Here is a 21,972-nt window from a genome sequence, read left to right as displayed (position 1 = left end):
AAAGAAGTCGTCTCATCAACGAGACGACCTCTCTTGTATGCCTTCTGTTTTCGTTACTCCAAAATATCTTTACCTACACTTTAAATCTTTGCACCAAGTCGTTTAACTCCTCCATCATCTTGGAAAGAGCTTCTGCCGACGAAGCGATTTCCTCCATGGCCGCAAGCTGCTCTTCGGTGGCGGCGGAGACATTTTGCGAACCGGAGGCGGTTTCATTGGCGATATGGGCAATCTGGCGGATTACGTCCATGACCCCGTCCATTCCGGCCTTCAGCTTTTCAGCAGAAGAAGCTACACTGTCGATCTGCTGTGCTACCTCGCCTACCGAGCCTTGAATGTGGCCAAAGGATTCCCCTGCGCCATGCACCAACTGGATTCCTTCCCGTACCTCTTGGGTGGCCGACTCCATCGATGTAACGGCCTTCGCTGTTTCTGCCTGAATAGCTGCGATCAAATCAGCGATTTGCTGTGCTGATCCGGAAGACTGTTCAGCCAGCTTCCGCACTTCGTCGGCAACAACGGCAAAGCCGCGGCCATGTTCGCCAGCACGAGCGGCCTCGATCGCAGCATTCAGAGCCAGCAAATTGGTCTGTTCGGCAATACCTGTAATCACCTCGATAATATTGCCGATCTGCGTGGAACGTTGCCCCAGACCTTCGACCACTTCGGAAAGCTCCTCTACCGTGTGATTGATAGAATTCATCTGATTAATCGCGGTCTGGATCGCCTTGTTCCCTTCAAGCGATCTCTCCGATGCCTGCTGGGATGTGTGGGTGACAGATATCGCTGCATCTGTGATCCGCTTCACTTCACCGGCCATTTCATCGACTACGCGGCTGGCGCTGTCAAGCTGATCGGCCTGCTTTTGCGAGCCAGCGGCTACCTCCTGAATGGCAACGGCTACCTGCTCGCCGGCCTGCGTGCTCTGTTCAGCCGAAGCTGACAGCTGCTCCGCGGTAGATGCTACAGACAGCGTGCTGCCCCGCACTTCCCGGATGACCTCCTGCAGGTGGCTGGTCATCTTGTTAAAGTCTTGGGCCAGCTGCCCAATCTCGTCTTTTCTGATGACCTGCACCTGATCAACCGTCAAATCTCCCTGGGAAACCCGTCTGGCGTGCTCTGCTATGTTTATAATCGGACCCGTGATCCGTTTGGCAACGAATATGATGATCAGCGTACCCAAAACGAGGGAGATGCCCAAAATCACCAGGATATAGTAAAGTACCTGATTGGCTCCCTTGTAGAATTCAGACTGGTAAGCGCCAACCCCGACGATCCAGCCCCAATGGGGGTCCTGCTCGACATAAGCAATTTTGGTATCAATGGAATCTGTTGTTGCGACTCGCCATTGGTAGGTGACAAATCCGCCACCGTTTGTTCCCTTTTCCACGAAGGCTTGCACCAAATTGACTCCATCCGCTGAAACCGAATCATTGATATCCGTTCCTTCGTTGGCAGGATTCATGATGCTGATGCCCTCTGGAAGGATAGCCCAAGCGTAGCCCGTTTCTCCCATCGTATATTTCTGTACGAGCGGTCGCTTATTATCGCTCCCTTTTGGGCCCAGGATTTCATCACGCAGCCTGTTTTGCGCGTCTTCGAGCTTCAAATGGCCCGCATCCACCTCTTTTTGCAGCAGGGCAATCATTCCTAGTACCATTTGGACGTTTCCCTTGAGCCGGTCCATCCCCGCATGATCCAGCTCCACCTTGGAACGTTCGTAGCCGACCAAACCGATCAGCAGGCTGGGAATTCCCAGCAACAACAAACAGATGATCAATAAGCGGCTGCGCAAAGACATGGACCGCTTCTCTTTTTCTACTGCCATTTCCTCTCTCTCCCTTCCAAGTCCTGTATTACACGGGTACCTATTCCCTGTTTTCCCCAGTCATAAACAGAAAAATGGGCGGAGAAAAAAAAGGAATAATCCATCAATTGAACCACTGACGAAATTCCCGGAAATATGCGACTTCTAGACACCTTTCATCCCTTCGGCGACTGTGAATCAATCACCGCAACGCCGAATTGCAAGCAATCCCGGCAAATCGAGACGCCCGGCCCCAGGGCCAGCTCGCCGACATCGCTTTTGCTTTTTCCGCAAAAGGAACAGCTATCGGTGTAATTCGCCACGGTCGGGCTGTTTGCTCCCGTTTTCTCCGCGGCATGGCAAAGCTGTTCGACTGCCTCCGCCTCGATGTAGTCAAATTCGCCTTTGAGCTTTAGCGATACCGTCGTGTAGGCAATCGCCATGCCCTCGTAAAAACGCTGCCTGTCCAGACTGTCGCTTTTGTCCCTGTTTTGTTCGCAAAGCTGGATCAGCCGCTCAAGCTCTTGGATGATGTCCTCGATTTTGGCGCCGCGAAATGTTTTTTTACGGAAATCCCGATCCATCTGTTTCTCCTTTCTTCATTACTGTATACATTTGTATACGCGTATTTCTCCGCCAGGAAAATGATTCCTTCCCGGTTTACAAATTGACACAATCAACCGGTCCATTCCCCATTCTTTGACATTTTTCCAAGGACATTCGCCCCGCTTTGTTGAATTAGATCATGTTCGTAAATAAGCTGTATGGAGGCATCGTCCATGAAACCTATCGCCGACATTGCTAAGCTCGTAGACATTGCGGAAGAGGACCTGGAGTTTTATGGAAAGTACAAAGCAAAGCTGTCCCCGGATATTTGGGAAAAGGTAAAGGATCGTCCTGACGGCAAACTGATTCTGGTAACCGCGATGAACCCCAACCCGGCAGGCGCCGGAAAGACACTGACCACCATCGGACTTTCCCAAGCCCTCAACAAGCTCGGGAAAAGAACGATTGCAGCGCTGCGCGAACCGTCGCTTGGCCCCTGCCTGGGGATGAAAGGCGGAGCTACGGGCAGCGGAAACGCGCAAATATTGCCCGCGGATGAAATCAACCTGCATTTTACCGGGGACATTCATGCGATCACATCTGCCCACAACCTGCTCGCTGCAATGATAGACAATCATATTTACCACGGAAATAAACTAAGGCTGAATCCGAAAAAGATCGTCTGGAAACGGGCCATGGATATGAACGACCGTTCCCTGCGCAGCATCGTGATCGGACTCGGGGACGGAAACGGGCAAACAAGAGAAGACGGCTTTATGATTACGACCGCCTCGGAGATCATGGCCATCCTCTGCCTGAGCGAAAATATGGACGATCTGCGCGAACGGCTCGGCAAGATCATTATCGGCTACGATCTCGATGACAAGCCGGTTACGCCAGCGGACATCAAGGCGGTAGACGCCATGTGCGTGCTTCTGAAGGATGCGCTCAAGCCCAATCTCGTCCAGACGACGGAAGGCACACCGGTGATCGTGCACGGCGGTCCGTTTGCCAACATCGCCCACGGCTGCAGCAGCGTCATCGGCACCCGCCTGGCTTTGAAGCTGGCTGATTTCGTCGTGACGGAAGCCGGGTTTGGAGCCGATCTGGGCGCGGAGAAATTTTTCGATATCAAATGCCGGAAAGCGGGCCTCACCCCTTCCGCCGCCGTCCTCGTCATCACAGCTCGGGCGATTAAATACAACGGCGGCATCCCTGTAGCCCAGCTGCACGAGGAAAATCTGGACGCCCTCCGTGCCGGCTTTGCCAACGTCCGGCGGCACATCGAGAATTTGCGGTCGTTTGGCATTCCTGTTGTCGTCGCGCTCAACAGCTTCGCCACAGACACGGAAGCGGAGCACAATCTGGTCATTTCCATGTGTGAGGAGCTTGGCGCAGAAGTGGCGCTCTCCCAGGTGTGGGCAAAGGGCAGCGAAGGCGGACTGGACCTCGCTGCGAAGGTAGTGGCAGCAGCGGATTCGCCTTCTTCATTTGACTATTTGTACGATGACCAGCTGCCGATTCGCGAAAAGATCGAGACCATCGTGAAGAAGCTGTACCGCGGCTCCGGAGTGATTTTCTCCAAAGCGGCTGCACAGACGCTGCGCAAGGCGGAAGAGATGGGGCTTACGCACTTCCCGGTATGCATGGCAAAAACGCCCTACTCGTTCTCCGATCAGCCTGACCAGTTGGGCGCTCCTTCCGATTTCACGATACATGTAAGTGAGATCAGAATATCTGCAGGTGCCGGCTTCCTCGTCGTGTTGACCGGCAGTCTCGTCACCATGCCGGGATTGCCCAAAGTGCCGGCGGCGGAATCTGTTGCCATCGGCGAAGGCGGGCAGATCATCGGATTGGCTTAATGCAAAGCCGCCAGAACCATGTGAAAGACAAGGCAAAACCGCAGCCGCTGCTCCGGAAACGGCGGCATCACCAATGGCTCGGGAAGCAATCGAGTAGGAGGGGGCGACTAACCCCCGTCCTCTCACACCACCGTACGTACCGTTCGGTATACGGCGGTTCACCAAGCTTGACGAATTTGAGAATATCGTTGCACTAAGCTTTTCAGCCCTTGTTGTTGCCAGTAGGCAATGCCGAGGGCTTTGTGTATATGCGGAGATTTTGTGGTACGCCATGCACCCTTGCGGGTATTTGCAATTTCAATGGCTTTTACGTGAGATATGCCAAGAGAACGAAGTTCTCGATATCTGGTTCTCACGCGTTTCCACTGCATCCACAAACAAAGACGGAGCCTGCGCCTTGTCCATTCCTCAATGGATTGTAGAATGCCCTTCGCGTCTGCAAGGGCGAAATATCCAATCCAGCCCATGAGGTACTGATTTATTCTTTCAATCCGCTTCTCCATCGAGATGCTCCACACCGGATTCGTGATCGTGCGGATTTTCTCTTTTAGCTTGAGGAGGGATTTGGGGTGGATGCGAATCCTTGTCTGTTTTGCAAAGGTAAAACTAAAGCCCAAGAATTTTCGTTTCCATGGTCGGTCTATCGCGCTTTTCTCCTCATTTACTTTTAGCCTTAGTACCTTCTCCAAGTGGTTTTGAATACTCTTCTTTACTCGTTCCCCTGCCCGTTTTGTTTTCACGTAGATATTACAATCGTCTGCGTAGCGGCAGAAACGGTGGCCTCTCTTTTCGAGTTCCTTGTCCAAATCATCAAGTAGGATATTTGCCAAAAGTGGGCTTAACGGCCCACCTTGCGGCGTTCCTTCACTTGATGTTGTACAGACGCCATTTATCATGATCCCCGCATTCAAGTAGGAACGAATCAGTCTTAAAATTCTCTTGTCCTGAACTTTTCGAGCCACACGGCTCATTAGAATATCATGATTTACGCGATCAAAGAATTTCTCTAGATCGATGTCCACCACGAAACGATATCCTTCGGAGATATACGCTTGCGCTTTCCTTACTGCCATGTGAGCGCTACGTTTTGGACGGAACCCATAGCTAGATTCCGAGAAGGTGGGGTCGAAGATCGGCGTTAACACTTGGAGGATGGCCTGCTGAATAAAGCGGTCTACCACGGTGGGAATGCCTAATAACCTTACACCACCGTCAGGTTTCGGGATTTCGACTCTGCGAACAGGTGAAGGTCTATAGGTTCCCCTTTCCATCTTCTCGCGGATGGCTTGCCAGTGTTCACGTAGATAATCGCGTAGTTGTTCGGTTGAAACACCATCGACTCCACCGACACCTTTGTTTTCCTCCACTCGTTGGAGTGCCATCCGTAAGTTTTCCCGTGATAAGACTTTTTCCAGCAAATCCATAATGATGTTCCTTCCTTCGCACATGCGGACTCCGTGCTTGCTGTACGATACTCAGCCCTCTTTTGTACCCTCGGGGCTTCACCCCTGCTCTTCAAAAGTAGTTCCTTGACAGAATTCTGCTTCGACGTACCGTATCAAAAGACATGGATCGCATGCTGACTTGATGTTCGGCCCTTCCCCATTCAAGCGTCCTCTACTCGGGTACTATGGCCTCTGCTGACTTCTGCATGTTCAGCGTCTCCTTACGGAGACGGTTACCAACAGTTGAAGGCGTTTCATGCAGACCTCCCCAGGTAAGAACGATAACTTTCATCCCATGTACCTGCCCAAGTTTACTACTGTATCCCTTGGCTGTATGGGGCTTTGTCTTGTTTGGCAGACTCGCCCGGATACAACAGCCTCAAATTGGGTTCGTGTACCTCAGGTCGGGATTTTGCCGCCGGCTTCCTTCAGATTCGACCTCGCGGTCGACACCCTTGCCTTGAGCTAACGGTTGGTACAGCCAACCCCCGTTCGGGACTTTCACCCTATAGCTATCGCCCATGCTGGGCGCACTAAAAAAGGTGCGGGGGAACTGGCTCCCTGCACCTCTTTTTCATCTTGAATAGGGCCAAACAAGCAGAATACGAAGCCTATGAACGATGCACCTGCAGCCGCCGAGAGGACGAGCTAGTTTTCCTGCCCCGAAAACGCCTCTGCCAGCAGTCTGTAGGACCTTAGCTTGGCCTCAAAATCATGAGTGATGGTCACGATCATGAATTCCGTTGTTTCGTAGGCTTTGCTCATCTCCAGGATTCTTGCCTTTACCTGTGCGGGATTTCCGACGATCATCCTGCTGCGATTGGCCAGGATTCGCTGCCGGTCAAACTCCGTGTACGGATACTGTCTGGCGGTTTCGACGGAAGGAACTCCTTGGGCCGCTCCGCCTTTTTCCAGCAGCAGCAGGGTCAAATCAAGGCTCGATGCCACCTCTGACGCCTCCTCAGCCGTGTCGGCACAGATCACAAAGACCGCGACTATCGACTGCGGGGCATCCCCCAACAGAGACGGACGGAAGCGGCGGCGATACCAGCTCATCGCTGCTTCGCCTCCCTCCCCGTTGATAAAGTGGGCAAACGCAAAAGAAGCCCCTCTCTCCGCTGCCAGCCGGGCGCTCTCACTGCTCGAGCCGAGCAGCCACACTTCTGGCGCCGTCTCTATATAAGGCGTAGCGCGAAGCCCTGCAAACGGATGGCGAGGATCGAGCGCGTCGTGCAAATAGCCGATCAAATCGTCCAGCAGATCGGGATACTGGTCCAACCCCGGAGCCTTTCCTTCCTGCAGCGCTCTTGTAGCGAGCGGCATGCCCCCCGGCGCTCTCCCTACCCCCAGATCGATCCGATTCGGATGCAGCCCTTCCAACACGCGAAAGTTTTCCGCGACCTTGTAGGCGCTGTAGTGCGGGAGCATCACCCCGCCCGAGCCTACCCGCAGGCGCTTTGTATGTGCAGCCAGGTGGGCGATCAAAACCTCCGGGCTGGAACCGGCGAGACTGTTGCTGAAGTGGTGCTCCGATACCCAGAGTCGATGATAGCCCAGTTTATCCAGCTCCTGTGCCAGCCGTGTCGTTTGCGCCAACGCCTCCACAGCCGTGCTGCCTTCCGCGATTGGCGATTGATCCAAAGCGCTTAATCGTATCACTGGTCCCCCTCCTTTTTTGCTTCCTTATTATGTACAAGTATACACCCTTGCAGAATCCCGCACTCTTTTTCTACAATAAAAACACGTATCCGTTCATCCGCATGAAACAGTTGTCAGTGTGAACAAACTGCCTGTACCAAAGGAGACTTCCGATGAATTCAAAGAAAGTAGAAGAGCAAATCATTGAAAATTACCAGCGTGACGAGGGCATGATGATTCTGGTTTTTGCCCAGTGGTGTGTCAATCACGGTCTGGATGCCCATGAGCTTTACCGCCGCGCATATCCCGGGCAGGCAGAAAATCCGCTGCTGCGTCAAATGACAGAAATCACCGTCCCAAAAGAAGAATCCGAAGAAATCCCGGATGCGACCCTGCTGGGTGTTCTCTCGCTTTTTGGCAACGACGACCTCGCTTTTGTCGTAAACGAAGAAATCGAGAAACGCCAAAAATAAAAACTCGGCCAGTGCGCGAACATACTGTTTGAAGATAGGCAGAGCCTCCCAGACAACGGGAGGCTCTCTCTTCCTTTACAAGGTAAAGTGGCTGGTCATTCGATTCAATTCCTGAACGTTCTTCAAGCTTCCCTTGGAATACTCTGTAAGCTTGCTGTTCTCCTGGGCAATCGTTTCGGAGAGATGAACAATCGTCTCGATGTCCTGTGAGTTTTCCTGGATCGTCTGGTTTACTCTTCCCGTTGCCTCCGCGGTGCTTTTGATCGATGCGGCCAAATCCTCAAAGGTGCGGTTGAATTCACTCAGGAGCGTCTGAAAATGAAGGGCATCCTCGTTATACGTATCCGAGGTTTCCATCAGCTCGTCCAGGCTCTCTCTGACATTTCGATCCACAAAATCAAGCAGCCGGGTCAGACTGGCAGACAGATTGTGTACGGACTCGTTCACAGTACCGATGATCTGCTGAATATCGGTAACCACCTTGGCCGATTCGGAGGAGAGCTTGCGAACCTCTTCGGCGACGACCGAGAAGCCTTTTCCGCTCTCCCCTGCGCGCGCCGCTTCAATCGCTGCATTCAATGCAAGCAAATTGGTCTGGGAAGCGATACTGTGAATGGCATCTACCAGTACGTGGATGTGGTCCACGGATTTGGTCGACTGCTCTATGGCGACTTCCGCCTGCGCTTTTACTTCGCTGTAGATGAGATTGGCGCTTTGTCTGGAAGCGACGGCTGTCTCCTTCAAATGACCTGCCCGCTCGCTGACATTTTGGGCAACGTGAACGGACTTGTTGGCTTTCTGTGAAACAGACTGAATCACATCGCTTACTTCCGTCAAGGTAGCGTCGATTTCCTGCGAGATCGCGGCTGTCTCCTGCATCCGGCTGGACATCTCTTTCGTTGCCAGCGAGGTTTGGACGGAACGGCTGCTGACATCGTCACTGACGTTTTGCACGGCGCTTGCCTTCTCCACGATGGACTCTGTTACGCTCACCAAGCCTTCTGCCATTTGACGCAGTTCAGCCCGCATCTTCACGATGGCATGGAACACACGTCCCAGCTCGTCCTGCGAGGTCATGAATTTTTCATATCCGTGCTGCTCTGTAAGGTCGAAGGCGGCTGTCCTTTCGATCAGCGCGGACATCATCCGGACCGGATGGGAGATGATCCGGCCAACCAAGTAGGCGATCAGGATCGATCCGATGACGATGACCAATAGCTGAAGCATGAATTTTGACCGGTTGGCGGCTACCGCCTGGTCGACTTCATCATGATTGTAGACGATTTGAATCATCCGCGAGCGGCTCAGATCATTCGACTGTTCGTCCAATTTATACGGAACAAACCGGTACGTGACAGATTTCCCCTCTTGATCAAGAGTCGCTTCCTTCACGGTCTGGGTCTGGTACGATTCGCTGAAAATGGACTCGAGCTCAGGACTGACCCGAAGCGACTTTCCTTCTGCATCCGTCTTGCCCAAAGCATAGCCGTCATGACTGAAAACCGTAATGTCATCAATGGAGGCATAGCGTGTAATCAGTCTGTTTGATACGTCCAGGAAATTGAACTTTTGAAATAGGGGCGTTCCTTGCACATTCATCCCCAGCTCAAGCAAATATTTGTGATCAGGGGTAGGCATATAAGCGAATTTGTTGATCGACCCGGTATTGACGGACACCTCCATGCCGTCTGCGACAAAATCCTTTCCGTCGATCCTTGTTTTTAACAGCTCGGCAAACGCTCCGGCATTGCCAAAATCAAGACCGATATCCCCCGTGTTGCTGGAGTACAGGATTTTCAAGCTTCGGTCGAGCACGAAAATGTCCATTCCGTCAAACCTCTGCTTGTAGCCCGCGAAGTTCCATGCCGAGAAATCGGGGTTCCTGCTGTATTCCTCCATCAACTCCGCCATGTTTTTTCTCATCTCTTCCTCAATTTCCACGTCAAACACCTGATAGGCCACATCGACTGCCTTGATCGAATTCAGCACGCTCTCTTCCACCAGCTTCAATTGCGTGTTTCGTTCTCCGACAATCGTTTGCTCCAACTGCCTGTTGTCGAAAAACGATATTGCCAGCGTACTGATCAGACTAAAACAAAGAATGGCCAGCACCACTTTGTTTCGATACGATATGTTTCGCAGCATGTCTCTACATCCTCCACTGTCCGAAAGCGGGTGGCTCCGGCGATTTTGCTTGCAGCGCCCGCCTTTTTCTCTCTATGTAAACGCCTCTTATAGGCAGGATCGTCGGCTCTGCCGAGCGATTGCCGCTTTGCCGGGCAAAGAAAAAAGGCTTATCCATCTTTGGATGAACCTTTTTATGAAGAAAGGACCAGGATCATAATCCTTTGCAAAATCATTCAATTGGCCCGTTTTTTAGTATATTTGAATTTTGCTGGATGTATTTTCATGTTTATTATAATACTTGAGTCATACAAAAAAGACAAATACGAATTTCCGATCATTTCCATGCGAGGTGGTTATACCCGAAAGGAAGCGACAAGGCAACGGAGCTCTTCTGCCATTTTTGCCAGCGAAGCTGCCGAAGAGGATACCTCCTCCACACCGGCGAGCTGTTCTTCGGATGCGCCAGAAACCGTTTGCGAACTGGCCGCTACTGTTTTCGCCCCCTCTCCAATCATGTGCGCAGTTTGTGTGACATGTTCGCTGCTGGCAGAGATTTGCTTGATCGCCGCGGAAATTGCCTGAATCCGTTCAGTCACTTGTTCTATAAATTGTTTAATTTCACCGAACTGGTCGCCTGCCATATTTACGGTTTGGATGCCTTCTTCCACCTCTGTAATCCCTTGCTGCATTTTTTCCACGGTTTGCTTTGTGTTTTGCTGCATGCTTCCAATCAAGCCGGTGATCTGGTCTGCGGATCGAGCCGATTCCTCGGCAAGCTTGCGAACCTCGTCCGCCACGACGGCAAAACCGCGTCCATGCTCTCCCGCTCTCGCCGCCTCGATCGCTGCATTTAGCGCCAACAGATTGGTTTGGGCAGCAATTTCCGAGATGACCCCGACAATTTTTCCTACCTGCATGGAGTGAGCATCCATTTCCTGTACGGCTTTGGCCAGATGCCCGATCGTTGCATCCAGAGAATCCATTTGCTTGACCGCTCGCTGAATCGTTCGATTTCCTTCCTCCGACTTTTGCGCCGCCTGAACGGACAGAGACGAGGTGGCTTCGGTCTGGTCCGCAATGTGCTGAATGCCCATCGCCATCTGATCCATGGCCGCTACGCTTTCCTCCACACTTCTGGCCTGTTTCTCCGCCGTGACGACCACTTCCTGGATGCCGCAGCTGATCGCCTCGGACGCCCGGCTGGTCTGCTCGGCACTGGCTGACAGCTCTTCGGACGAAGCCGCTACGCCCTCTGCGCTCACATTGATTTGCCGAATCAGATCGCGCAGATTTCCCGCCATCCGGTTGAACGAATGCGCCAAATCCCCGATCTCGTCTCTGTTTTTGACGTGAAGGTCCTCACGTGTCAAATCCCCTGTCGCGACCTGCTCGGCAAGCGCAGCGATCTGTCTGATCGGTTTGGAAATGAGCCGGGAGATCAGATAGCCGATCAAAATAGAGAGGATCAAAGCCCCTGCACTAAAACCGACAAGACTCGCCGTAGCCCCGGAAACAGTCCTCTGATTGACCAAGCTCCCTTCGGCCATCAGCTCCTGCTGTCCGGTGACGATCTGCTCAATCGTCGGTTCCAGTTGGCTTGCCAAAGGCAAAATTTCCTTCATGTACGATTCCATCAGCTTCGACCCGTCTTCTTTTTGCTTGACCATTTGCAGAAGCTCTTGGGCCTCCTTCTGGTATTGGTCATAGAGCCGCATAAATGTATCCACTGTCTCTTTATCTTCCTGGCGATGAATCAGGGATTCCGTCTCCCTAATAATCCCGCGCAATTGCTCGTCATCGGCCTGCAGGCTGTTTAAAAATTGACTATCAGCCGTCATCAAATATCCCCTCAGGCTATTTGACTGTTTGATTGTCAGCACCTGTATTTTTAAGGCACTGCTCAAAATGACCGCCCGTCTGCCTACCAAATCCGAATACGAATCATTCACCTTGTCGAAATAGTAATAGGCGACACCGGCAGTCACCGCCAAAAGCAAGGCAACACTTACAAATCCCGCAATCAATTTGGTTCCAATGGTTGTTCTCACACTTCACACCCCGTTGTCATTTTTGGTTCAAATGCCCGACTGCTTGTCAAACCGTTTCATTTTTAAGGGCATTCAACCTATGCATATCGTCCTGGTTTTTTCTCTAAAGTAATCATTGTACGATATTCCAGTGACAATTCGGTCAATCATTTTTCCAAAAAGAAAAAAATTTCCAAGTCCCTCTTGGATTGTATCAAGCCAACCAAAATTGGCCCGCCAGAACGTCACTTTTTACAGTGTCCGTCTAACGGGCCATTGCTGAAATACAGACTGCCCCTCCGGCAATCTGCTTCGCGCTTTTTGCTCCTGCTTGCTGCACAACCACTCTATCCGGCTTTGCGGAACGGTGGCCGAACGGATTGTAGCCGATAACGACGAGCTTGTCATTGGCCGTCACCAGCAAGTGATAGTGGGAGCCGGGGCCTTCAATCGCGTAATCATAGGTGGAGGATATGATTCGTGCCTGATCGCGGATGGCCTCACGCTCAAACGGCTTCCAATCATGCTCGAAGATGTGTCGATCGCGAGTAATCCGCAGCCTGCCGCTGATGGCCAGCACATCGTCCTCCTTTGCGTCACCCGCCCTCGCTTCGCTCCGTTCCAGCTTTGCCGCATAGGGCGGCACCCGGTTTACGATGATTTCATGCACGCGTCCCTTTTCATCGAGCGCCCAGACGGATTCCGGCTCCATCGTGTACCGGACGAAATATTCCGGGGCCAATGCCTTCAGCCAAGTTTGCTGCGTTCACGGGCTTGAACGAGTCCAGAGGATCTCCTGCGCTACCCGGATTTTCCGTGTTCCCCATGTTTTCGTAATGGGCCGAATTCTCTGGCGGACATGAAGACATTTGTACCTGAATAGCCTCCTGCTGTCCGACAGCCTGCGACATCACGAACGCGTCTCTTGTTCGTAGGCGTATCCAAACTGGTAGAGCTTTGCTTCCTCTCCGTGCTTTCCGATCAGTTGAAACCCGATAGGCAAGCCATCCTTTGAAAATCCGCATGGCACAGACAAGCTTGGGTTGCCCGTAAAATTGGTCGGGGCTGTAAGCCGCAGCAGTGCCGGACGGACACCATCCTGATAATCGCCGATCATCACTGTTCGCTGACCAATGTCTGTCGGCAGAATCGGCAGTGTCGGCGTCAGCAGGACGTCAACGCCGGCAAACACCTCGTTGTAGCTCGCCGTGAGCCTCCCGCGCCGCTGCTGTACCTGCACGTACTGATAGCCGCGCACTTCCTTGCTGTCCAACAGGCGCTCGCACACCTCCTGATCCAGATCGGCTGCGTAATCCCGCAAGGTTTTCTCGTGAACAGCCGAGGCTTCGGCCTGGACCGTAATGCGCTGTGCTTCGACCAGCTCATCCATCATCGACAGCTCAACCTCCCGCACCTCTGCTCCGAGTGCCCGGTAGACTTCCATCACCTGCTGAAGCGCCTGTACGATTTCCCCTTCCACATGCTGATAATACCAGTGCGGAACTCCGATGACCTTTCCCCGGATCGCTGTGCCGAGCAAACGGGCGTAGTCCTCCTCAGGCCAGGAGAGCGAATACGGGTCGTTGTGATCGTAGCCTGCCAAAAGGTTCAGCAGGCCGGCGTTATCCCTGACGCTTTGTGTCATCGGCCCTACGTGGTCAAGGGTGTAGCCCAGATCAAACGCGCCGTACTTGCTGACAAGGCCAAATGTCGGTTTCATCCCTACGATGCCGCATGCGGCAGCCGGTATCCGCACCGAACCGCCCGTATCTGTTCCGAGTGCAGCATAGGCGAGATTGGCGGCTACAGCAGCCCCGGACCCGCTGCTGGACCCGCCGGTAATTTTCTGCGGATTGTGGGGATTGCGGGACGGACCGAAATGGGATTTGTCGCCGGTCGGGCCATAGGCGAATTCATGGGTGTTCGTCTTTCCGAGCACAATGGCCCCCGCTTCCTTCCATTTCCTCACGACCGTTGCGTCCTGTTCCGGGACGAACCGCTCGAACACTTTGGAGCCCAATGTCGTCCTCACCCCAGCGGTGAGAATCATGTCTTTGACCGCGACAGGAATCCCGTGCCACATGCCCCGCCACTCGCCGCGCATAATGTCGGCTTCAGCCTGAGCCGCTTCCTTCCGCGCATCCTCGGCGCAGATCGTGATATACGCATTCAACTGATCGTTTTTCGATTCGATCGCTGCCAGCGTTTGCGCGACCAGTTCGACTGGCGAAACCTTTCTCTCGCGAACAGCTTCTGATAGTGCAAAAACATCCATGTAAGTACCCCTCCACTCCTTCTTCATGCCGGCTTGGCCTCGAAAATGCCTCTAGAAGAGACACAAGCATCACGCAGCATAGTTCTTTGACTTTCATCATATACCTTTCAGAATATTTGGTCCATGCCATTCGAGTAGAGCGAAACCGGCATCCCTTTGGGCTCATCCTCGTATCTGCTGTCGGGCTGAATTTATTCTCAGCTTGAACAAAAGGGCCGGTCCCCATAGGAGACCCGCCCTTTTCTTGCATCCGCTGTCCTGTCTTTGCTTGTGCGCCATGAAAAACCAGGCGTTTTGTCTTCTCCGTTACGACCTGTCTTCTATTAGTACCTTTCTCATCTTATCCGCTCTGTGCTCTTTGTTCCTGTCCTTTTTCCCTTTCTATCACTTTTTTTGCTTCTTCTGTCACTCCGTGATCTTTCCGTCCTGCCCTTGGCTCCCGCTCTTTCCTCTTCCCAATGCTTCCAGCTCTCCGGCATGCAAGGCACACAGGGCGTACGTCTGAATCGCGATCGCCATCACGCGCTCGTCGATGTCGAATTTTTCATTGTGATGCCCCGCCGCGAGAGTCGTCCCGATCACCAGGTAGGAAGCGAGGCCGCCGTTGTCCTGCACCCTTTGAAGCATGTAGGTGGCATCCTCGGAGCCGCCCGCTACGACGAAGTCGTGTACGGTGTGCACCTCCGCCAGCTTTTCCGCCTGCGAGCGGATAAACGGGATCAGCTCGCTGCTGGAGTCGCAGCTGTTGGCCATCCCGACGACCTCGATGCTTTCCTGGACGTCGTGCATCGCAGCGGCTCCTCTGATGATTTGCACTGCCCTTTCCAGCATGTATTCATTGATCTCGGAGGTAGCCCCGCGCGTCTCCACCTTGAGGAAAGCCGAGCCGGGCACGACGTTTCTCCCGCTTCCCGCCTGCAGGACGCCCACATTGATCCGGGACGAGCCCTGCGAATGCCGGGAAATGCTGTGCAGATTGAGAGCCGCCGAAGCTGCCGCGAGCAGCGCGTTTTTTCCGTCCTCGGGATGACCGCCGGCGTGGGAGGAATACCCTTTGTAGGTGACATCGAGCTTGGTCGTCGCCAAATAGCCTCTCGCTCCGCAGACGATCTCACCCAATGGCACGCCGCTGCCGATATGGCCGGAAAAGAAAAAGTCGACGTCGTCCAACACGCCCGCCTCGACCATTGCCTTGGCTCCGCGCACCCCTTCCTCGGCTGGCTGGAAGACAATTTTGATCCGTCCGTTCAGCTCTTCCTTCATCGCCATCAGTACTTGAGCGAGGCCAAGACCGATGGTGGTGTGGGCGTCGTGGCCGCAGGCGTGCATCATGCCGGGATTGACCGAGACGTAGCCGTTTGCGGCCGGGAGATGATCCGCCTCCTCCGACTCCTGAATGTCCAGCGCATCCATGTCAACGCGAAAGCCGACCGTCGGACCCGGGCGCCCCGTATCGAGAATGCCGACGACTCCTGTAAAGCCGCCGGAAAAATAGGGCAGCCACTCTTGTTCCGCCCCTTGCTCTACTGCCCGTTTTTCCTGCTGCGCCAAAAACGCCGCTGACGGGACGCCCATCCGCGCTTCATCACGGACCACTTCCTTACCCGCCCGGACCTCATAGCCCCATTCCTTCAGCTTGGCGGCCACCTTGGAGGCCGTGCGGAATTCCACCCAGCCGGATTCGGCGTACTTGTGAAAATCACGCCGCCACGCCGTCCATTCCGGGGTCAGGCTCTCCACCAACTGTTTCATCTGCTGATTCATGTGCGTCTCCTCTTTTCTGATCATGATGCTTGCCTGCGAAAAAGGCAGCGGCCTCTCCAGAGAGATGACGGCTGCCTTTTGAGATGAAAATGTTGTTACTGCTCGAACAGATGGCAGGCGACGTGACGTCCGGGCGACACCTCGCGCCATTCCGGCACAGCCTGGCGGCAGCTGTCCATAACGTATGGACAGCGCGTATGGAAGGTGCAGCCGGTCGGCGGCGATTGCGGATTGGGCACGTCGCCTGTGAGCACGATTCTCTCCCGTGCCGCCTCCGGGTCAGGGACCGGGACAGCAGACATCAGCGCTTTCGTATACGGATGCAGCGGCTCGGCGAACATCTCGGCCGTCGGCGCCATTTCCACCATTCTGCCCAGGTACATGACGCCTACCCGGTCGCAGATGAACTTCACCACAGACAAATCGTGGGAAATAAACATATATGTCAGCGAAAACTGGCTTTGCAAGTCCTGCATCAGGTTGAGCACTTGGGCCTGGATGGACACGTCGAGCGCCGATACCGGCTCGTCGCAGACCACGAATTTGGGCCGGAGCGCGAGTGCCCGGGCGATCCCGATCCGCTGCCGCTGTCCGCCCGAGAACTCGTGGGGGAAACGGCTCGCATGATACGGGGCCAGGCCTACTACGCTCATCAGCTCGGCGATCCGGTCCTTGATCTCCGCCTCGGACAGCTTCAGGTGGGTGCGGAGCGGCTCTTCCAGCGTCCGCTGAACCGTCCACCGCGGGTCCAGCGAGGCGTACGGGTCTTGAAACACGATCTGCATGTTGGTGCGGAATTTCCGCATCTCGTCTGGCGGCAGCTTGCGAATGTCCTGGCCGTCAAACAGCACTTCACCCGCAGTCGGCTCGATCAGACGAAGAATCGCCCGGCCTGTCGTCGATTTTCCGCAGCCCGATTCGCCCACGATCCCGAGCGTCTCTCCCGGCTGGATGGAGAAGGAAACGCCGTCCACCGCTTTGACTGCGCCTACCTGCTTGCCAAACAGACCTTTTTTGATCGGGTAGTGCTTTTTTAGATCCTTTACTTCCAACAGCGGCTTCACGCTTCCACCTCCTCATACAACAGGCAACGGCATTTATGCCCGGCCTCTACTTCCAGCAGCTCCGGTTTGACGCGGTCGCAAGCGTCGATCCGGAACGAGCACCGCGGGGCAAACCGGCAGCCCGGCGGCATTTCCAGCGGATTGGGCACGTTCCCCGGGATCGACTGCAGGCGCGTCTGATCGCCCGCAAGCTGCGGCAAGGACGCCATCAGCCCTTTGGTGTACGGATGCTTGGGGTCGCGAAACAGCGTCTTTACATCCGTCTCCTCGACGACCTGTCCCGCGTACATGACGACGACACGGTCGCACATTTCGGCCACGACACCGAGATCGTGCGTAATCATCAGGATCGCTGTCCCTTCTGTCTTTTGCAAATCCCGCATCAGATCAAGAATTTGCGCCTGGATCGTCACGTCGAGAGCCGTCGTCGGTTCGTCGGCGATCAGCAGCTGCGGATTGCAGGCCATCGCCATCGCGATCATGACGCGCTGCCTCATTCCGCCGGAGAGCTGGTGCGGATATTCGTCCGCGATCTGCTCCGGGCGGGGAATCCCCACTTTTCTCAGCATCTCGATCGAATGCTCCCATGCCGCCTTTTTTCCGAGCTTCAGGTGGAAGCGGACTGCCTCCGAGATTTGGTGTCCGATCTTGAACACGGGATTGAGCGAGGTCATCGGCTCCTGAAAAATCATCGCCAGCCGGTTCCCGCGAATCTTGCGCATTTCCGCATCCGAGAGGGACGGCAGGCTCTTTCCTTCAAACCGGATGTCCCCCGAGGCGATGCGGCTTTGTCCTTTGGGCAAAAGCCCGATGATCGACAGCGATGTCACGCTTTTTCCGCAGCCGGATTCGCCCACGACGCCCAGCGTTTCGCCTTTGTGCAAGACCAGATCGACCCCGTCCACCGCCCGAACCACGCCCGCATGGGTCACAAATTCTGTTTGTAAGCCGGTGATTTCCAGCAGTGGTTGCATAACGAGTCGCCTCTCTTTCCTAATTCTTTGAAACGCCGCCCAGTGTTTGCAGGTGCTTCATCGAGCCGTACAGCTCCTGGATGCGGGCGAACTCCTCCTCGGAGTGGAACGAGCATTTGCCCCTGCCGTACTGCTTGGCCGTCTCAACGGCGAAACGGGCCGCAAGCGCGATGTCGACCTCGTGCGAAGCGCCTGTCGCGCAGCCGGGAACTGTCGAAGCTGCCGTGACGGCTACGCCGACCACAGGAGCCGAGGTGGCCACGGCTGGCTGCAAAATGCTGTTGATGTGGTACAGGCCGTTGCCGTACGGAGTAATGTCCTGCGTCGTGACAGCAAAGGTGACGGCTGGCTGCCCGGTTACGGTCTGAAGAATTTCAACCAGATCCTCGCTGATCCGCAGTACATACCCCTCGCGCACGGTCGGAGAAATGGCGATGCCTTTGTGGTTGATGACGCGGTTACCTTTCGTCGTATCAATGGAGAGAATCGCCTCCATTTCCGGCGATACCTCGTACTTGTTCATGGTCAAAATGTCTGTCGGCGAATCCATAAACGGAACGGGATCATGCGGTCTTGTCGGCGCATCGGGGCAAATGTGGGTGGCGATGATGACATCCCCGTCCAAGGTGTCGCCCTTTGCCTGCATTTCGATCAGCTTGGCGGCAGCGGCGATGGCTGCAGCCGCACCGTCGCCATCGGATACGAAGCCGATTTGTTCAGGCCGGGCACCGATGCCGCCGAGACGGCCGATGATTCCGAGAGTGGGACTTTGTCCGCCGTTTGTCCGTCCGGTCTTCCCCGGGATTTTGATCTGAATGAAGTCGGTGGAGCCTTTCGGGGAAGAAACCGTTTCGACGTGAATCGCTGCCGCTCCCTTGCCTTGCAAGTACGCCTCCACCTTTTTTCCGTTTACTGTCGCGTCATCGAGCAAATCTACTACTTCCAATACTTGTTTTAACAAGGCAGTACCCTCCTTTTACTTGTTGGCATTTGTGGTGCCGAGATATTTCAAGGCGGTCAGCGCGTATACCTTTGCCGCCTGGATCACTTGATCGACCGGCACGCGCTCGTTGAACGAGTGGATGCCAGCAAGCTCGGAAGGACCGTATTGCAGCACCGGAATTCCGTGCTTTCTGAAGTGGCGAGCGTCGCTTGACGCCCATTGCAGCACGCCGTACGCTTCCTTTTGGCTCACGTCCGTAATGCTTTCCACCAGCAGGCGGACGATGTCTTCGGAATCCGATGTCCAGTTGGCGTTGCCCTGGAATCCAAACGGCTTCAGCTCCACATCGATTCCCTCTTCCAAGAGCAGCCGCTTCGCTTCGGCGAGCACGTCCCGATAGTCGAGGCCAAACGGCACCCGCGTATCCACCTGCACGGTGCAGCGGTCAGCCACCACATTTACCTTCGTCCCGCCGCTGATCGTGCCGATGTTGATCGTCACGTGGTCATGCACGGCGCTGACGTCCTTGCCGGGATTGCGCACGAGTGCAAACTCTTTGGAAATGTTGATGATGTCCTGTACCTCTGCCGGAATGTCCGGCTTCAGCTCCCACAGCTTTTGCAGGGCCTGGATCGCCCGGGCCGCCTTCAGGATGGCGCTCTCGCCGTTGAGCGGAGCGAGACTGCCGTGACCGGGGGTGCCTTCAACCGTAAATTCAAACCAGCAGCTGCCCTTTTGCCCGATGGTCGGGTTTTGCGGATGGGATGGCTCCGCGATCACCGCTGCTGTCCCCGCGATCAGACCGCGATCGAGCACCCAGGGCACACCGAGATCGCCGCCGGTCTCCTCGTCAGGGACAATAAAGAGAGACAAATTCCCCGCCAGCGGAACGCCCAGCCGGGCAAACAAGCCCGTGACGAAGATCAATCCGGCAAGACCGCCCTTCATATCGGTTGCGCCGCGTCCGTGAATAAAGCCGTCCTTCACCAGGCCGCTGTACGGGGGTACGTCCCACCGGGAGAGGTCGCCAGCCGGCACTACATCCGTGTGGCCGCAATACAAAAGATGGCGGTCAGGCGACGGGCTGCCGATGGTGGAGATCAGGTTCCACATCGTTTCCCCGGATTCGTGGATCGCGGTGTCGATCCCTTCCTGCTTCAAATAGTCGATGATGAACTTGCTGATCGGCCGGGAATCTCCCGGCGGGTTTTCGCTGGGAAACTGGATCAGCCTGGAGCAAAGCTCAATCAGCTCGTCTTGTCGCTTGTCAATTTCTTCGATAACCAATCGATTCCAATCAGTCATTGGTGCACCCCTTTTCACGGCAATAAGTAGATGTGATGGCTCATCGGCGACAGGAAACTGTCAGGTTTGGAAAGTGAGGCCCCCGTTGTGCGAACCGGGGGCTGTTGTTGTCTCTACTCTTTGGAGAGCGGGTAGAAGCGGATGATTTCATCCGGGAAGAACGCGTACCCTTTCAGGTTTTTGTTCACTCCGACTACACGGTTGTATTCGTACATGTACGCCCACGGTGCATCAGCCGTGATGAGCTGCTGCGCCTCTTTGTACATTTCGTAGCGCTTGACCGGATCGGCCTCGACATCCGCCTTCTCCCACAGCTCGTCCACCTTCGGATTTTGGTAGTTGATGTAGTTGGAGGAGCCTTTGCCGTACAGCAGGAAGCCAAGGTGATAGCCGGGGTCGTTTACAAACGAAGTCCACTTGGACAGAAACGCCGTCAGATTCTTTTCTTTTTGCATTTGCAGGAACTGCGCGCGAGCCACTTTCTTGATGTTCATTTTTACACCGATTTTTTCCAGCTCGGCCTGAATCAGCACCGCGTCATCTTCCCAATCCTGGAACCCGGAGCCGAGCGTGAAGTCAAACGAGAATCCGTTCTCAAGTCCCGCTTCCTTCAGCAACTGCTTTGCTTTTTCCAGATCGTGCGTGTAGACAAAACCGGCGTCGGTAGAGCCTGGCGTGTTGCTCGGAACGGCACTCTTCAGCTGTTTGGCCTGGCCGTACATGACGTCGTTGATCAGCTTGTCATACGGAATCGCGTAGGAGATGGCCTGACGGACCTTCGGGTTGTCAAACGGCTTTACTTTGTTGTTCATGGCGAAATACAGAATCCGGTTGCTCGGGTTGGAGTGGATCGTGACGTTTTCATTTTGCTTCAAGCTTTCCACGTCTTTGACGGGAATTTCGATAGCCAGATCGACGTCGCCTTTGCCCAAAAGCAGGACGCGGCTGGACGCTTCCTTGGTGAATTTCATCGTGACCTTGTCTACCTTTGGTGCGCCTTGCCAGTAGTCGGGATTGGCGACCAGAACCGCTTCGGAAGCAGGGTCCCACTTTTCCAGCTTGAACGGACCGGAGCCCGCAGCGTTTGTCTTCAGGTAGTCGACGCCCTTCTCTTTGACCACCGACGGGTCGATGATCGAGAAGTTGTATTGCGCCAGGTATTGGAGAATCAACGGATTTTGCTTGCTCAGCTTCAGCTCGACAGTCTTGTCGTCCTTGGCCGTAAAGCTTTCGATGCTGGCCATTTTGAAGATACTGGACTCCCCGTTTTTCAGGTGATCCATCGAGAAGACGACGGCCTCTGCATTGACCGGATTGCCGCTGTGGAACTTCGCGTCATCACGGAGCGTAAAGGTATAGGTCAGCCTGTCGTCGGACACTTTCCATTCTTTTGCCAGCATCGGCTTGACCACTTCGGTATCGGCGACCTGCGTGCCGTCTACCTCTTTGGTTCCGAATTGGACGAGCTGGTCGTAGGTCGCCACGATCAGCGTATCGGAGGTCAGATCGCTCGCCTGCGCAGGGTCCATCGTCGTGCCGCCTTCGGAGTACGCGATGGTAATGCCTTTGCCTGCCTGAGGCTGCGCCTGCTGCTGTTCAGGCTGTTTTTGCCCCTCGGCCGGCTTCTGGTTGGCATTGGGACTGCAGCCCGCAGCGACGAGCATGGCTGACAGTGTTAGTAGAGCTAGCCACTTGCGTTTCTTCACATGAATCTCCCCCTAC

At 54.6% G+C, this 21,972-nt stretch carries 16 protein-coding genes; 2 read left to right on the top strand and 14 right to left on the bottom strand.

The window, feature by feature from the left end:
* Positions 1-73 precede the first annotated feature (73 nt).
* Positions 74-1,828, bottom strand: coding sequence for a methyl-accepting chemotaxis protein (locus tag V5G20_RS05125; protein ID WP_003390035.1), 1,755 nt, complete (start codon positions 1,826-1,828; stop codon positions 74-76).
* Positions 1,829-1,983: 155 nt separating this feature from the next.
* Positions 1,984-2,391, bottom strand: coding sequence for a ClpX C4-type zinc finger protein (locus V5G20_RS05120; protein ID WP_003390036.1), 408 nt, complete (start codon positions 2,389-2,391; stop codon positions 1,984-1,986).
* Between the two features lie 195 nt (positions 2,392-2,586).
* On the opposite strand from V5G20_RS05120, the gene V5G20_RS05115 reads away from it, so the two are divergent.
* Positions 2,587-4,215: a formate--tetrahydrofolate ligase gene (locus tag V5G20_RS05115; protein WP_338463200.1), complete on the top strand. Its 1,629-nt coding sequence runs from the start codon at positions 2,587-2,589 to the stop codon at positions 4,213-4,215.
* Between the two features lie 158 nt (positions 4,216-4,373).
* Here V5G20_RS05115 and ltrA read toward each other — a convergent pair whose 3' ends face one another.
* Both ltrA and V5G20_RS05105 read right to left on the bottom strand, forming a co-directional pair.
* Entirely contained in the window at positions 4,374-5,639 is a 1,266-nt protein-coding gene (gene ltrA, locus V5G20_RS05110) for a group II intron reverse transcriptase/maturase (protein ID WP_024985202.1), read from the bottom strand.
* Positions 5,640-6,308: 669 nt separating this feature from the next.
* On the bottom strand, positions 6,309-7,319 hold the full coding sequence (locus tag V5G20_RS05105; RefSeq protein ID WP_031931685.1) for an LLM class flavin-dependent oxidoreductase: 1,011 nt from the start codon (positions 7,317-7,319) through the stop codon (positions 6,309-6,311).
* 152 nt (positions 7,320-7,471) lie between these two features.
* Between V5G20_RS05105 and V5G20_RS05100 the strand changes: the two genes are divergently transcribed.
* Positions 7,472-7,771 (top strand): hypothetical protein, encoded by a 300-nt coding sequence (locus V5G20_RS05100; protein ID WP_003390039.1) that lies wholly within the window; start codon positions 7,472-7,474, stop codon positions 7,769-7,771.
* Between the two features lie 75 nt (positions 7,772-7,846).
* Here V5G20_RS05100 and V5G20_RS05095 read toward each other — a convergent pair whose 3' ends face one another.
* The 10 genes from V5G20_RS05095 to V5G20_RS05050 all read right to left on the bottom strand — a co-directional run bounded on the left by V5G20_RS05095 (position 7,847) and on the right by V5G20_RS05050 (position 21,956).
* Entirely contained in the window at positions 7,847-9,916 is a 2,070-nt protein-coding gene (locus V5G20_RS05095; protein ID WP_051567445.1) for a methyl-accepting chemotaxis protein, read from the bottom strand.
* 335 nt (positions 9,917-10,251) lie between these two features.
* A complete protein-coding gene (locus tag V5G20_RS05090) occupies positions 10,252-11,946 on the bottom strand; it encodes a methyl-accepting chemotaxis protein (RefSeq protein WP_003390041.1) in 1,695 nt (564 codons plus the stop codon).
* Positions 11,947-12,190: 244 nt separating this feature from the next.
* Positions 12,191-12,667, bottom strand: a complete 477-nt coding sequence (locus V5G20_RS05085) for a hypothetical protein (protein WP_338463199.1) — start codon at positions 12,665-12,667, stop codon at positions 12,191-12,193.
* 168 nt (positions 12,668-12,835) lie between these two features.
* Positions 12,836-14,200, bottom strand: a complete 1,365-nt coding sequence (locus tag V5G20_RS05080) for an amidase (protein WP_338463198.1) — start codon at positions 14,198-14,200, stop codon at positions 12,836-12,838.
* A 405-nt stretch (positions 14,201-14,605) separates the two neighbouring features.
* Positions 14,606-15,964, bottom strand: a complete 1,359-nt coding sequence (locus tag V5G20_RS05075; RefSeq protein ID WP_031931688.1) for an amidohydrolase — start codon at positions 15,962-15,964, stop codon at positions 14,606-14,608.
* A 95-nt stretch (positions 15,965-16,059) separates the two neighbouring features.
* On the bottom strand, positions 16,060-17,028 hold the full coding sequence (locus tag V5G20_RS05070; protein ID WP_122957816.1) for an ABC transporter ATP-binding protein: 969 nt from the start codon (positions 17,026-17,028) through the stop codon (positions 16,060-16,062).
* Positions 17,025-18,002 carry an ABC transporter ATP-binding protein gene (locus tag V5G20_RS05065; RefSeq protein ID WP_003390047.1) on the bottom strand — a complete coding sequence of 326 codons (978 nt, stop codon included), beginning with the start codon at positions 18,000-18,002 and terminating at the stop codon, positions 17,025-17,027. Before V5G20_RS05065 ends, V5G20_RS05070 begins: the two co-directional genes overlap by 4 nt.
* Before the next feature lie 19 nt (positions 18,003-18,021).
* Complete coding sequence (locus V5G20_RS05060; RefSeq protein ID WP_003390049.1) at positions 18,022-18,963, bottom strand: DUF1177 domain-containing protein; 942 nt, start codon at positions 18,961-18,963, stop codon at positions 18,022-18,024.
* A gap of 15 nt (positions 18,964-18,978) precedes the next feature.
* Positions 18,979-20,250 carry a M20 family metallopeptidase gene (locus tag V5G20_RS05055; protein WP_003390051.1) on the bottom strand — a complete coding sequence of 424 codons (1,272 nt, stop codon included), beginning with the start codon at positions 20,248-20,250 and terminating at the stop codon, positions 18,979-18,981.
* Between the two features lie 113 nt (positions 20,251-20,363).
* A complete protein-coding gene (locus V5G20_RS05050; RefSeq protein WP_003390052.1) occupies positions 20,364-21,956 on the bottom strand; it encodes an ABC transporter substrate-binding protein in 1,593 nt (530 codons plus the stop codon).
* Positions 21,957-21,972: the final 16 nt, after the last annotated feature.

Origin of the sequence: Brevibacillus borstelensis (assembly GCF_036700025.1) — a bacterium.
Taxonomy (GTDB): domain Bacteria; phylum Bacillota; class Bacilli; order Brevibacillales; family Brevibacillaceae; genus Brevibacillus; species Brevibacillus borstelensis.
The sequence above is the reverse complement of the archived record's forward strand: the minus strand, read 5'-3'. Positions and strand labels throughout refer to the sequence as shown.

What these genes read in the sequence shown, in the direction of transcription:
- V5G20_RS05125 (WP_003390035.1), bottom strand. Translation starts at nt 1,828, where the DNA reads ATGGCAGTAGAAAAAGAGAAGCGGTCCATGTCTTTGCGCAGCCGCTTA.
- V5G20_RS05065 (WP_003390047.1), bottom strand. Translation starts at nt 18,002, where the DNA reads ATGCAACCACTGCTGGAAATCACCGGCTTACAAACAGAATTTGTGACC.
- V5G20_RS05115 (WP_338463200.1), top strand. Translation starts at nt 2,587, where the DNA reads ATGAAACCTATCGCCGACATTGCTAAGCTCGTAGACATTGCGGAAGAG.
- V5G20_RS05095 (WP_051567445.1), bottom strand. Translation starts at nt 9,916, where the DNA reads ATGCTGCGAAACATATCGTATCGAAACAAAGTGGTGCTGGCCATTCTT.
- V5G20_RS05120 (WP_003390036.1), bottom strand. Translation starts at nt 2,391, where the DNA reads ATGGATCGGGATTTCCGTAAAAAAACATTTCGCGGCGCCAAAATCGAG.
- ltrA (WP_024985202.1), bottom strand. Translation starts at nt 5,639, where the DNA reads ATGGATTTGCTGGAAAAAGTCTTATCACGGGAAAACTTACGGATGGCA.
- V5G20_RS05080 (WP_338463198.1), bottom strand. Translation starts at nt 14,200, where the DNA reads ATGGATGTTTTTGCACTATCAGAAGCTGTTCGCGAGAGAAAGGTTTCG.
- V5G20_RS05055 (WP_003390051.1), bottom strand. Translation starts at nt 20,250, where the DNA reads ATGACTGATTGGAATCGATTGGTTATCGAAGAAATTGACAAGCGACAA.
- V5G20_RS05100 (WP_003390039.1), top strand. Translation starts at nt 7,472, where the DNA reads ATGAATTCAAAGAAAGTAGAAGAGCAAATCATTGAAAATTACCAGCGT.
- V5G20_RS05075 (WP_031931688.1), bottom strand. Translation starts at nt 15,964, where the DNA reads ATGAATCAGCAGATGAAACAGTTGGTGGAGAGCCTGACCCCGGAATGG.